The sequence below is a fragment of the Geobacter sp. DSM 9736 genome, from assembly GCF_900187405.1.
Taxonomy (GTDB): domain Bacteria; phylum Desulfobacterota; class Desulfuromonadia; order Geobacterales; family Geobacteraceae; genus DSM-9736.
The window spans coordinates 1,603,876-1,615,816 of sequence record NZ_LT896716.1; the positions used below are offsets into that span (position 1 = coordinate 1,603,876).

13 protein-coding genes are annotated in these 11,941 nt (G+C 57.2%); 8 read left to right on the plus strand and 5 right to left on the minus strand.

Annotation, left to right across the window (positions count from 1 at the left end):
• The first annotated feature begins 56 nt into the window (after window positions 1-56).
• Window positions 57-2,609, plus strand: a complete 2,553-nt coding sequence (locus CFB04_RS07300; RefSeq protein WP_088534660.1) for a PAS domain S-box protein — start codon at window positions 57-59, stop codon at window positions 2,607-2,609.
• A 43-nt stretch (window positions 2,610-2,652) separates the two neighbouring features.
• On the opposite strand, the gene CFB04_RS07305 is transcribed toward CFB04_RS07300, so the two are convergent.
• Window positions 2,653-3,156: a nitroreductase gene (locus tag CFB04_RS07305; RefSeq protein ID WP_088536738.1), complete on the minus strand. Its 504-nt coding sequence runs from the start codon at window positions 3,154-3,156 to the stop codon at window positions 2,653-2,655.
• Window positions 3,157-3,279: 123 nt separating this feature from the next.
• Between CFB04_RS07305 and CFB04_RS18520 the strand changes: the two genes are divergently transcribed.
• Both CFB04_RS18520 and CFB04_RS07315 read left to right on the plus strand, forming a co-directional pair.
• Window positions 3,280-3,486, plus strand: a complete 207-nt coding sequence (locus tag CFB04_RS18520) for an ArsR family transcriptional regulator (RefSeq protein ID WP_088534661.1) — start codon at window positions 3,280-3,282, stop codon at window positions 3,484-3,486.
• A 234-nt stretch (window positions 3,487-3,720) separates the two neighbouring features.
• The gene (locus CFB04_RS07315) at window positions 3,721-3,915 is read left to right on the plus strand and encodes a GSU3473 family protein (RefSeq protein ID WP_088534662.1); all 195 of its coding nucleotides are present in this window, start codon (window positions 3,721-3,723) and stop codon (window positions 3,913-3,915) included.
• 19 nt (window positions 3,916-3,934) lie between these two features.
• Here CFB04_RS07315 and CFB04_RS17870 read toward each other — a convergent pair whose 3' ends face one another.
• The gene (locus tag CFB04_RS17870) at window positions 3,935-4,084 is read right to left on the minus strand and encodes a lmo0937 family membrane protein (RefSeq protein WP_157698748.1); all 150 of its coding nucleotides are present in this window, start codon (window positions 4,082-4,084) and stop codon (window positions 3,935-3,937) included.
• 186 nt (window positions 4,085-4,270) lie between these two features.
• Between CFB04_RS17870 and CFB04_RS07320 the strand changes: the two genes are divergently transcribed.
• The 5 genes from CFB04_RS07320 to CFB04_RS07340 all read left to right on the plus strand — a co-directional run bounded on the left by CFB04_RS07320 (window position 4,271) and on the right by CFB04_RS07340 (window position 7,866).
• Window positions 4,271-4,717 carry an Hsp20/alpha crystallin family protein gene (locus CFB04_RS07320; RefSeq protein WP_088534663.1) on the plus strand — a complete coding sequence of 149 codons (447 nt, stop codon included), beginning with the start codon at window positions 4,271-4,273 and terminating at the stop codon, window positions 4,715-4,717.
• Window positions 4,718-4,738: 21 nt separating this feature from the next.
• The gene (locus CFB04_RS07325) at window positions 4,739-5,140 is read left to right on the plus strand and encodes an Hsp20/alpha crystallin family protein (RefSeq protein WP_088534664.1); all 402 of its coding nucleotides are present in this window, start codon (window positions 4,739-4,741) and stop codon (window positions 5,138-5,140) included.
• A gap of 226 nt (window positions 5,141-5,366) precedes the next feature.
• Window positions 5,367-5,804, plus strand: a complete 438-nt coding sequence (locus CFB04_RS07330) for a hypothetical protein (RefSeq protein WP_088534665.1) — start codon at window positions 5,367-5,369, stop codon at window positions 5,802-5,804.
• 217 nt (window positions 5,805-6,021) lie between these two features.
• Window positions 6,022-7,284 (plus strand): Glu/Leu/Phe/Val dehydrogenase, encoded by a 1,263-nt coding sequence (locus tag CFB04_RS07335; RefSeq protein WP_088534666.1) that lies wholly within the window; start codon window positions 6,022-6,024, stop codon window positions 7,282-7,284.
• A gap of 30 nt (window positions 7,285-7,314) precedes the next feature.
• Window positions 7,315-7,866, plus strand: coding sequence for a hypothetical protein (locus tag CFB04_RS07340; RefSeq protein WP_088534667.1), 552 nt, complete (start codon window positions 7,315-7,317; stop codon window positions 7,864-7,866).
• Between the two features lie 35 nt (window positions 7,867-7,901).
• Here CFB04_RS07340 and CFB04_RS07345 read toward each other — a convergent pair whose 3' ends face one another.
• From CFB04_RS07345 to CFB04_RS07355, 3 genes are all read right to left on the minus strand, one after another.
• On the minus strand, window positions 7,902-8,687 hold the full coding sequence (locus CFB04_RS07345) for an inositol monophosphatase family protein (RefSeq protein ID WP_088534668.1): 786 nt from the start codon (window positions 8,685-8,687) through the stop codon (window positions 7,902-7,904).
• Between the two features lie 228 nt (window positions 8,688-8,915).
• A complete protein-coding gene (locus CFB04_RS07350) occupies window positions 8,916-9,398 on the minus strand; it encodes a ferritin family protein (protein ID WP_088534669.1) in 483 nt (160 codons plus the stop codon).
• A 70-nt stretch (window positions 9,399-9,468) separates the two neighbouring features.
• Window positions 9,469-11,934, minus strand: a complete 2,466-nt coding sequence (locus tag CFB04_RS07355) for a CxxxxCH/CxxCH domain-containing protein (RefSeq protein ID WP_172825456.1) — start codon at window positions 11,932-11,934, stop codon at window positions 9,469-9,471.
• Between the last annotated feature and the right edge of the window lie 7 nt (window positions 11,935-11,941).

Sequence of the window (11,941 nt, forward strand, 5' to 3'; positions counted from 1 at the left end):
TTATTAGTTAATATGTATTAAAGATGGTGCGGCCTGAAACCTGAGGAGGGCACGTCTTGCCGGAAAGACTCCACATCCTGCACCTGGAAGATGACCCCCTCCATGCCGAGCTGGTGCGGGAGCAACTGGAGCTCGAAGGCATTGCGGCCGACATCGTCTGGGTCGACGACCGATCACGGTTCCTCACCTCCCTTGGAAGTAAGAGTTTTCACCTTATCCTCGCAGATTACCAGCTCCCCTCCTTCAGCGGACTCGAAGCGCTTTCACTCGTACGGGAAAGAAGGCTCGCCACCCCATTCATCCTTTTTACCGGACACATCGGAGAGGAAAAGGCGCTTGACGTCCTGCGGGCGGGAGCCACCGATTACATCCTCAAAGACCACCCGGCGCGGCTGGTGTCCGCGATACGGAGGGCGGTGCAGGAATCGGCCGACAGGGAAGGCCTTCGCCGCGCAGAGGTCCGCCAGGCATACTTTGAGAGACTGAACCAGCTCGTAATCGTATCCACCACGCTCCTCGCGGAAACAACCGTTGAGGGAATCCTCCAGAAGATCAGCGACGCCGCTCTCGAACTCACCGGAACCCGACATGCAACCGTCAGCGCAAAGCTTCGCGACGGCACACTCCGCATCTGCGCATCAGCTGACGGAGTGCCCGCCCTCTCTGCCGAACATCCTTTGTGCGACGAAACCGACGGGCTGTTGTCCCGCCGTTTGCAGGAGGAGATTTCCTTCCATTTCTCCGATGCCGAACTGCGGAGGCATCCCGCATGGGAACGGCTCCCCGAGGAGCTGATCCAGCGGCTGCGCGGGCTGGCGGGTGCCAGGCTTGTTGCCAAGGACGGAACCGCTTCCGGTGTCATAATGGTAACGGACAGGGAGGATGGAGAGGAATTTTCCGCAGAGGATGAAGCGATACTCGTGCAGCTCGCCTCCCTCGCCTCCCTCGGAATCAGACATATCGAATCGGGAGACGAAGTCAAGCAGCGGGAAATATCGCTCCTGGCAAGCGAGGAGCGGCTCGATCTGGCGCAGCGGGCGGGCCGGATCGGCATATTCGACTGGGACATGATCAGCGGCAAGTTCGTCTGGAGTTCTCAGATGGAGGAGCTTTTCGGGCTGTCTCCTGGCACCTTCGACGGCACATATGCGGACTGGATCGGCCGGATACACAGGCATGACCTGATGGGGCTGGAAGAACGGATTGAGCAGTGGACGAAGGAGCGCCTTGAGCGGGTAGTGTTCGACTACAGGATCGTACGACCTACCGGTGAAGTACGCTGGCTTGAGGCCCGGGCACGGTTCAGCTACCTGGAGGACGGCAGAGCCTCACGGATGATCGGTACCAACCTGGACATCACAGAGCGTAAGGTGGCCGAGGAAAGTCTTCGCAAGAGCGAGCAGCTTCTGCGTTTTCTGGCGGAAAAATCTCCGGACAACATCTTCATTCAGGACCGGGATCTTCGTTATGTATGGGTGGCCAAGCCCGACTCCCCTCTTACGGCACGCGAGTATAGGGGAAAGACCGACTTCGACTTTCACTCCGCAGACGACGCACGGTTTCTGACGCACATCAAACAGAGAGTAATCGAAAAAGAGCAGGCAATGACGGTGGACGTCCCCCTTAACATCGGCGGAAGCGGGGTTGTGTTCGAAGCCACCTTCGAGCCCTGGCGGGATGCGTGGGGAAACGTAATAGGCCTGGCAGGATACGCACGCGACATAACCGACAGGAAACGGGCTGAAGAGCAGCTGAAAGCAGCCAGGGACGAACTGGAAGTTCGGGTCTTCGAGCGGACAGCCGAGCTGGCGGAAGTCATACAGGCACTCAAGGAGGAGGCGCTGGAAAGGCGCAAGGCGGAAGATGCCCAGCGAGCGGAAATGCAGACACGAATGCAGGCGGTGGAGGCCTTGCGTGAACGGGAACGGGTTCTCATTCACCAGAGCCGTCTGGCAGCCATGGGTGAGATGATCGGAAACATCGCCCACCAGTGGCGGCAGCCCCTGAACACCCTCGGTCTGCTGGTACAGGAGATGCCGATCATTTACGAGGTGGGTGAATTCTCGAAAGGGTACCTGGACGGCAATGTCGCCAAGGCGATGCAGCTGATTCAACACATGTCGCAAACCATCGACGACTTCAGGAATTTCTTCCGGCCGAATAAAGAGAAGGTCCGTTTCGACCTGGAGGAAACAATCAGAAGAACCATAGCTCTCGTGGAAAAGAACTTTGTTACCCAGGGCATTCTCATCAACTTCGAATCCAGCCGGTCTATGCCTATAGATGGGTATCCCAACGAGTTCTCCCAAGTGCTGCTCAATATCCTGAACAACGCACGGGATGCATGCATTGAACGGCAGGTCACGAAACCGATGATCGCTATCCGGCTGTTCGGAGAAGGGGGGAAGATCATTGCCACCATAAGCGACAATGCCGGCGGCATACCGGCAGAGATCATCGAGAAGCTGTACGACCCCTATTTCACCACAAAGGGAAGCGGTACGGGAATCGGTCTTTTCATGTCGAAAGTCATCATCGAAAAGAATATGAACGGCTCACTGAGCGTGAGGAACACCGGAGAAGGTGCGGAGTTCCGGATCGAACTTTGAAACATTTTTTCAGGATTAGCAGAATAATTTCGAGAAACACTCGCTACAGCTCCTTCAGGATCAAATCCTCAAGATTTTTCCGGCTCGACCGCTGATCCCTGTCTGCCGGATGCCCAAGAGCCACCACCGCCATCAATTCTTCCCCTTCAGGAAGTTCCAGAAGCTCCCGCACCCTGGACGCATTTTTCAGTATCTCCCCGAGCCATACCGCTCCGAGCCCAAGGGCGTGGGCTGCGAGAAGCATGTTCTGAAGGCAGGCCCCAATACCCTGGTGGTCCTTCACATCGTTATACATCGCGGCACGATCGCAGAACACCGCAATCGCAACCGGCGCCCCTTCGAGCACGTGCCGGTAGCGCGTCAGCTTTGCCAGCTCTGCGCGCAGTTGCGGATCGCTTACCACAACGAACCGCCACGGCTGGTTGTTAAGCCCCGATGGCGCCCATGACCCCGCCTTGAGCACTTCGAGTATGTGGTTGCGGCTCACCGTGTCCGCGGTGAAGGTACGAATGCTTCGCCGGCTGTAAATGGCCTCCAGAACATCCATCATGGTCCCTCCTTAGTTCGAAACGAATACCACCATCACGTTTCGCCGTCAAGCCGGCTCCTTGTCCCTGCTGCAGATTCCGATACACTTTATCCGAATACCTCTAACAAAGGAGGAACACCTATGCCTGAGACAATGGAAATACGACGTGTCGATCCGACAGACGCACGGCAGCGGACGCTTTCAGGGAAAGCGTTGTTAGCCTGCGCCTACGAAAGCGACGAGCTGTTCCGGAGAAATCGCCTCGAAGGGGCACTCTCCATGCAGGAACTCACCTCACGCCTTCCGGGCCTCGACAAAAACCAGGAGATCATTCTCTACTGCGCCTGACCCGAAGAACATACATCTGCCGGTCTGGCAGCCAAACTACAGAATGATGGTTACACAAATGTAAGTGCATTGCGTGGAGGGGTAGCCGCCTGGAAAGATGCAGGTCTTCCCTTCACGAGCGCACCGTAGGCGTCTTTATTGGGAGTAGCGGCAGAAGGAAATCGAGATACCGGGGTTGACAACACAGGTTCCTGTGCAAAAATTGGAGTTTGCAAATCCAGTGGAGGTGTGCTCTTGCTCATAAGGGTGATTTATGACAACAAGCGGATAGGACTCGTGGATGAGCGGGCTCTTTCGAACCATATTCTGAATGGAGAGCTCCTGGCTTTCAGGCGTCTCGATGGATGGGCGAAGATAGGGCAGGACGCAGTCCGGGGCTTCGGGGGAACCTACGAAGGCCCGGACCGCAGATCAACCCGGAGAAGATAATCGCAGTTCCGAAGCCCGCCTACAATGGCCTGTCCCCGCGAATCAGCCGCAGAAGTATCATGACGATGGCGATGACGAGCAGTACGTGTATGAACCCGCTGATGGTGTACGAGGTAACGATTCCCAGAAGCCACAATACAAGGAGTATGATAGCGATGGTGTAAAGCATGGCATCCTCCTTTCGCAGTCTCCGGCCCTCGTGCTCCGCGTCGTGCGGGGACGGGGCCGTATCCTCCTGATAAAAGTATATCCCGCGTATCCCCCCCTACAAGTCTGTTTCGGTCCCCTCTTGATTTTCCTTCCCCCCATGATTACCTTTCGCATGAAGCATCGAAACGAAAGGAGGTATATCACAATGGCAAGCTGGGATATGTTCAGAGAACTGGACAACCTGAGGAGGGAAATCGATGATGCCTTTCGCAGTTTCGGCGGGAGCCGCCCCCTCAGCGGATTCCTTACCCCTGTCTCGCCACGCCGATTCCCCCTGATCAACCTGAGCGAAGATGAGGGACATGTCTACCTGGATGCACTGCTTCCCGGAGTAGACCCTGCCGGAATCGACCTTTCCGTGCTGCGCAACACGGTAACCATTTCAGGAGAGCGGAAACCGCCTGCGGAAGAGAAAGGGCAGGTAGTCCATCGAAGCGAACTCGGTTTCGGCAGGTTTTCACGGACCATCGAAGTGCCGGTGGAGGTCGACTCGGAGAATGTGACGGCGGAGTATCGCGATGGGGTCATGCGCCTTAAATTCGGCAAACCTGAATCGGCAAAACCGAAAAAGATAGAGATTAAACCTTCCTGAAATCGACAAGGAGAGCTAGCCATGGCAAATGACACGATTACACGGCCCGGCGCACAGGGCACGGCCCAAGGACGTGAAGAAACCAGAGCCAGCGAGAAGTACCTGAAGCCCCCAGTGAATATATTCGAGGTCGAAGAAGGGCTGAGACTCGTAGCGGACCTGCCAGGAACCGGCAAAGACGGCCTCGATGTGAACGTGGAGAAGGGCATTCTCACCATCAGCGCACAGGTCAAACGGGAAATGCCGGGACGTTCCATCTACACCGAGTTCGAGCTGGCCCCCTACTACCGGCAATTCCAGATACCGGAAACACTGGACCATGAGAAGGCTCACGCAAGCCTCGCCAACGGCGTCCTTACCCTCCATATTCCGAAAGCAGAAGTTGCGAAGCCGCGAAAGATAGAAGTCAAACTGGCAGGCTGATGCTCTGCTGAAACAGCAGGAGGGGGACCCCCGCTCGGCCTCGGGTCCCTCTCCTGAATAGGAACCGGTACCGTAAAATCATTCCTGCTGCTACTTTTTGCCAGTAATCCCCCCCACTTAACCAATTTTCAAAGGTTCCGCCCCCCTCCCCCCTTCGATTGTCTCTCTAAATTCAAAAGGTATACTTTCTGTGGATCGACAATTCAAATTATCGGGAGGAAGAGCCATGAGTCCACGCAACATCGTCGCGATTCTCGCATTTTGCAGCCTCGCCCTCACCACCGGCTGTACGACCGGAAGAAGCACGGGAAGCAGTCCGGGAGGGAGCAGTGATGCATACGGCAGAACCGGCACAGGTATGCCTGCCGACGTTGAGCATGGCAGGGGAACGGGAAGCCATACCGGAATCGGGACCATGGGTGGAGGCAGTACCGGTGGCTCCCAAACGGAGAGCGGACGGGGAAGCGGAGGCTCTCAGGGCAGCGAGGAGCGCAGCAGTTCCGAAACCGAGGATACACGCTCAATGTCCGGTTCCGGCACGACTGCAGGCGATGACGTCGATGAAAGCGGCGCAGGAGCGGGAGGAAGTTTCCGCGCCTACACCAGCAGCCGCACACCATCTTCCGGCAACAGAAACCACCGCACCGGCACCGGCGGCTTTTGATAGTTCGCTGAAAACACATATTCTGGCAAGTGGGATAAACCAGGCCTTTCGGCATCCGGCCGAAGGGCCTGCCGCACCCTCTGCGGCATCGGAAGCTGCCGGACCTGAATCTCGTCAATTACCTTCTCTCCTTCCGCTTCTTATCCGGCAGAATAATTATCTCTAGAAAAATTATTAGTTAACGATAAGATGTGGAGATTCCCGTTAAGGAGGTCCTATGCCCCCCGATGAAACCACTAAAATCAACCCGTGGCAGATGGTACTCGCGCAGATCGAAAAAGCGGAAAAGCACCTGGATTGCAGTCTGGACATGCTGGAGAAGCTGCGGCATCCGGAACGGGCCTTGCTCGTATCGGTCCCCGTGCGGATGGACGACGGCAGGATCAGGGTGTTCAAAGGATTCCGGGTCCAGCACAGCACGGTGCGCGGTCCTGCTAAAGGGGGAATCAGGTACCACCCAAGTGTCGACCTGGACGAGGTCACCGCGCTGGCAGCGTGGATGACATGGAAGTGCGCGGTTATGAACATCCCGTTCGGAGGCGCCAAAGGTGGGGTGGAATGCGATCCCGCCGAGCTTTCTCCGGGAGAGCTTGAACGGCTGACACGGCGCTACACTGCCGAGATCTTGAGCTTCATCGGGCCGGACAGGGACATACCCGCTCCCGATGTCAACACCAATTCCCAGGTAATGGCATGGCTGATGGACACATATTCGATGCAGATCGGTCACGTAGTGCCGGGGGTGGTCACCGGGAAACCCCTTGCTATCGGCGGCTCAGAGGGGCGAAGTGAGGCAACGGGGCTTGGCGTGGTGTATATGGTGCTGGAAGCCGCACGCAAATTGGGAATGGATCTATCGCATGCAACGGCAGCCGTTCAGGGCTTCGGCAACGTAGGCAGTTCCGCCGCACGCAACCTTTTTCGTGAAGGGGTCAAACTGATAGCGGTCAGCGAGAAGAACGGAGGGTGCTACTCACCCCACGGCCTGGACCCGTTCCAGCTTCAGAAGCACTACGCCGAGACCGGCACTCTTCATGGCTTTCCCGGCTCCGACCCTATCGGCAACGATGATCTGCTTGCACTTCCCTGCGACATTCTGGTGCCGGCTGCCCTTGAAAATGTCATACACCGGGAGAATGCGGGACAGGTAAAAGCGCGGATGATAGCCGAAGGAGCTAACGGCCCCGTCACGCCCATCGCTGACGAAATTCTCCGGGAGAAGGGGGTCTTCATCATACCCGACATCCTTGCCAATGCGGGAGGAGTAACCGTTTCCTACTTCGAATGGGTTCAGGACCTGCAGAATTACTTCTGGGACGAAGCGGAAATAAACAAGCGGCTGCGGCAGATCATGACTGCATCATTCAAGAAAGTCATGGCGATAGCCGAGGAGAAAGATGTTGATAACAGGACTGCGGCTCAGATCCTCGGGATCGGACGGGTTCTGGAAGCAGCCCAGTTACGTGGTCTCTACCCCTGAATCGATCTGAGATGAACGAAAGGACAAACTGTGAAGAATCGCCTTTTCCTGCTTTTGGTACCCATCCTCGCCACATTGACCGGATGTGCTGCTCTCGAAGATAGCCATGTAATGCCGGAACGTGAAGTCTGGCAGATGCATCCCGCAGGCAATCCTCCCTCGAACCGTGCAGAGCGGGTGGCAGTGGAAGTTGCCCGGAACGGACGGCAGCCGGTGAAAAATAGCGGCATAAAGGGATATTTCGAGAACGAGGAACGTGGCTGCGCCGTCATTGCCGTCGAGGAGGCCGTGCTCGACCAGAAGAATGTCGTGAAGATGACCCGCTACCTGGTCCGGGACAATCGCATCCAGGGAGAATCGTACCCCTCCTACATAACTCCGGTAGATAAAACACGGGAAGGGTTTGCCCGGGAGGTCGCCCATCAGGCACGGGACGGGAGGCAGCCCGACATCCCTCTTCTTTACGAGAGCAAGTACAGCTACTCGCCACGGTACGACGGGTTCTGCTCCGTCACCGTTCAGGAGTACGATATCCAGCGAAATCCCGTGGCTACCTACACCTTCGACGTCTGCGAAAACTAGCGGTTATTCAACAACCCGTTTCTTCAAAAGCTTGTTCAGCCGGGGAGAATATTTCTACCCAGGACTGCAAGCATTTCCTCGTGAATGATCGAGTTTGAGGCGACTATCCGGTGATTGTAAATTGAATAGGTTTCGCCCGAATAGCCAGTCACCTCTCCACCCGCCTCTTTCACCAGGAGCTGTCCTGCAGCCACATCCCAGGGCTTCAGCTTGCACTCCCAGTACCCGTCCAGCCTCCCGGCAGCGACATAGGCGAGATCGAGGGCAGCGGCCCCTGCCCGACGGATGCCTCTCGCCTCCATGTGAAAGTTGACGAAATTCTCAAAATTGTTTTCGTTTTCCCGTGTGCGGTCATAGGGGAAACCCGTGGCCAGAAGAGTGTTCCGGATCGGTCCCCTGCCGGAGACCGAGATGCGGCTGCCGTTAAGAAAAGCCCCCTCCCCCTGTATGACCGTAAAGAGCTCGTCCATCATCGGGTGGTATATGACACCCATCCCGACAGTTCCCTCGATCTCCAGCGCGATGGAGACGCAGAACCAGGGAAAGCCGTGGGCGTAGTTGGTGGTGCCGTCCAGAGGATCTATGATCCACTTGTAAGCTGACTGCTGTGCCTGATGGCCGCTCTCCTCCGCAAGGATATCGTGATCCGGGAAGCTGCGGCTGATCCGCTCCGTGATAAGCGAATCGCACATCCGGTCCACCTCGGTGACGAGATCCGTCGCTCCCTTGAAGACAATATCGTGCTCCAGCCAGAGCCTCTGCCGCTGGAGCCCCCCCGCCTCCCGAGCCGCATCAATAGCGACTTCCAGATACTGCTGCATTATTCCTCCCGCAATCATTCGATCAGGTGTTTGTCTAGTGCCGGCAAGCACAGACACCAGTTTGCAGATAGCATGCTCGCCCCATTTTGCCTATTCAAAAAAAAATTGCGACTTCATACAAATACCATCACGACAGGTTCTCGAAGCCAAAGCATTTGCAGCGCCAACAAAAGAAGGCCGCTCATACTTTGATCTGAGCGGCCTTCTTTTGCTGAAGCGTAGTGCGTGCTACAACTGCCCGAGGTTGCTGAACTCCCGCCATTCCAGGTAATACTTGGGGCGCAGGACGAAGTCGTAGAGGTTCTCCATGATGTTGAAGTGCTTTTTCTCCTCCTCTGCCAACTTCAGCAGCAGAGACCGGTTATCCGGGTCCAGCTCCTTTTCTGCGAGTCCTTCGTAGAGCCGGACGCTCTCCGCTTCGATCTCCTTGGCATGCTCGTAGGCATTCAGGTCTTCCTTTATCTCCCTGAGGAACTGGTCTCCCTTGAGGTCAGCAAAGACATTCCTGGCATCTTCGAGAACAGTGGTATCAGCCATCACCGCCCCTGTACCCGCCTGAATATCCTTCACCACATCGTAGTGTTTCTGCTCGTCCGCGGCAAGACGGGAAAATATGGCTTTGAATCCCCCGATACTCGTGCTCGCCGCCAGCTTTTCATAGTATGCCTTCCCGTCCATCTCCATCTTCAATGCAAATTCGAAAAGGTCCATATTCCCTCCCCTGCTTCCTGGTAACTGTTGAGAAATTCTACCAGAACAGCCCGGTCTTGCAATGAGAGGGCTACAGCTTCTTATGGCAGCTCAGACAACTGACGCCGGTATCGTTCCAATTGACCGGTATGCCGAAGTGACATGCGATGTTGGCGCAGTTGCCCGCATTCCAGGTTGCTGTGGAAAGAAGCTTCTTGCTGGTGTCGAAAGCAGTCGCGCCGTTTTTGTAGTTCCCGCCGTTACGCCTCCACTCCTGGCCTGTATAGCTCGCAAAACTGGTCGGCCTGAGCTGCGCCTTGGATACAATTGCAATATTCGCGAAACTGACCTCCACCACGCCGTTGACGTGCCTGCCCCGGTTATTGATCCGCGCCGTCTCGGAATAAGAGCTGTGACAGCCTGCGCAGGCGGTGTTCCGGTCGTTGCGGGGATATGTCACTGTAGCGTTGTGGCAGGTATGGCAGTTTATTGTAGTTGCCTGAGAGGAGACGCCGTGGCTTACGTTGCCGCTGCTTCCCGGTTCAAGCCGACCACCTTTGCCGGTGTAGATATCTTCCGGATGAATGCCGACGACGTGTACGGCATGAGCCGCTGACCCTGGAATGACGCTGTTGGGCGAATTGCCGTGACAGCAGGCGCATCTATCACCCGTGAATGCTCCACCGTACCATTCGGGAGTAGAAGCGTAGGCCAGATCGGGGAGGTAGCCGTTACTGTGGCAGTAGAGGTTGAGGCATTCGACCCTGCTGCCGGGAATGGAATCCGCCGTAGTCCCCCCGGCTACGCCGGCTACCCCTGCAGTCGTAATGCCGGCGCTGTTTCTGCTGCGAAGCAGGCTCACACCCTGCCCTGCGACCGCAGGACGGAAATCGAGCAGCACTTGTCCGTTTCCGTGATTGCCGTTGGCTACTGGATGGCAGTTGCTGCATCCGAACTCGTATCTGCCGGTGATGTCATCCCCGAAGGATCGGTTTGCGGTGTATCCGTAGAAGAGGGGCCTCGTCCCCGAGAGATGCTTGGCGTGGGCGCCCTTCAGCTTGTTCGTCGGATGACACATGTCGCAGTGGCGGGCCTCCCCCCACTGCACAGGAACACCGGAATGGCAGGCCACGTTGGTACAGGTTCTGTTGTTCCCCCACTGCGCCGCTCCCCCTGCCTTGGCGGGGTTGAAGTTCACGTCGATGGATCCGTCCAGATGGCTGCTGGAACCGATGCGTATGGAAGTGCCGGTCGTAGTGGTGAGGGTGTGGCAGGTGTCGCAAGTGGAGGCTCCGCTGGTGCCGACATGGTAGAAGTGGCTGTTGGATGTGGCCCCACCGACACCGACACTGGCATAGTTCGGCTCGCCGGCGACGCTTGTGAAGGCCGCCCCGTCGGCTACCGTCCGTGCGCCATGGCATCCCTTGCAATCGTCGATCGGGGCCCCGGCGCTCCATGTTCCGGGATCGGTGAAACGGCCTTTCCCGTCACTGTGGCAGTAGAAGCTGCTGCATGCTGCGCTTCGTCCTGCCCTGCTGCCGGAATAGTCAACGAACTTGTTGACATGCAGCATCCTGTCCTTTATCGACCCCTCTGCCGCCACGGTCTTTGCATGACACTCGGCACAGCCGAAGTTGGTGCCGAGATAGCCGGAGTTGTCGGTATGGGCGGTATGCCTTCCCGAAAGGGTGCGACTCGCGGCGTTACCATGGCATCCCGTGCAGTCGGAAGCGAGCGGACCGCTCCCCCATGTGACGGTCCGGTATGTGGGCAAGCTCTTGCCGTCGCTGTGGCAGTACGTGGCGGTGCACTGGCCGAACTGGTTGTTTAGGCTCGGCAGGTAGTCGTCTACAGGTCCGCTGTAGGCCCCCCCGGGAACATTCTGCGGATCTCTAAGCTGCATGATCAAAGGACGTCTGCCGGCGCTCGTGGCATGGGCAAACCTGGCGCCGGAGGTGTGGTCAGCGTGGCACTTGCGGCACTGGGTCACCCCGCTGTAATATGTTTCGTGACGGGAGTGACTACCATCGGCCCCCCCGGCGTACCCGGGAGCCGTCCCTGCAGGAGGAGCCCCGTGACACTTGTCGCAGTCGTTGTCGTTCGGGTCTACGTAGCGAAAAGGAGAGCTTCCCCAGAGAGGAGTATCCGATTCGAAGTGGCAATTGACGTTACTGCAACTGCCCGGAATGGGGAGGGCTGTCTGGTTCCTGAAGGCAACCTCAAGGCCCCCGACTTTATAGCGGCCTCCGGCAGGAGATTCGTTGACGCTCGCCCTGAAACTGATCCTGCCGTCGAGATGCCCGGTGGTATACCCGGCAGCGTCATGACAAACCGCACAGTTGCTGATGGCAGCCCCGGCAGGCTGATGAGTCCGGTGATTGCCCCTGAACGCTCCTGTATGAGGGTCCCGGATCTGACTGTCCAGTGGAGGCATGTCGTGGCACGAAGCGCACGTCATAGCGTATTGAGGCGCAGCTACACTGGAAACGGGCAGAAGTGAGCCCATCAGCAGCACCCCCCCCAGCAGTATCCTCGATGTCATCACGTTATTGATCACGGTGTGT

Excerpts from the sequence above, each read along its gene's own strand:
- CFB04_RS07305 (WP_088536738.1), bottom strand. The coding sequence starts at position 3,156 with ATGGATGTTCTGGAGGCCATTTACAGCCGGCGAAGCATTCGTACCTTC.
- CFB04_RS18520 (WP_088534661.1), top strand. The coding sequence starts at position 3,280 with ATGCCTGAGACAATGGAAATACGACGTGTCGATCCGACAGACGCACGG.
- CFB04_RS17870 (WP_157698748.1), bottom strand. The coding sequence starts at position 4,084 with ATGCTTTACACCATCGCTATCATACTCCTTGTATTGTGGCTTCTGGGA.
- CFB04_RS07320 (WP_088534663.1), top strand. The coding sequence starts at position 4,271 with ATGGCAAGCTGGGATATGTTCAGAGAACTGGACAACCTGAGGAGGGAA.
- CFB04_RS07325 (WP_088534664.1), top strand. The coding sequence starts at position 4,739 with ATGGCAAATGACACGATTACACGGCCCGGCGCACAGGGCACGGCCCAA.
- CFB04_RS07330 (WP_088534665.1), top strand. The coding sequence starts at position 5,367 with ATGAGTCCACGCAACATCGTCGCGATTCTCGCATTTTGCAGCCTCGCC.
- CFB04_RS07335 (WP_088534666.1), top strand. The coding sequence starts at position 6,022 with ATGCCCCCCGATGAAACCACTAAAATCAACCCGTGGCAGATGGTACTC.
- CFB04_RS07345 (WP_088534668.1), bottom strand. The coding sequence starts at position 8,687 with ATGCAGCAGTATCTGGAAGTCGCTATTGATGCGGCTCGGGAGGCGGGG.
- CFB04_RS07350 (WP_088534669.1), bottom strand. The coding sequence starts at position 9,398 with ATGGACCTTTTCGAATTTGCATTGAAGATGGAGATGGACGGGAAGGCA.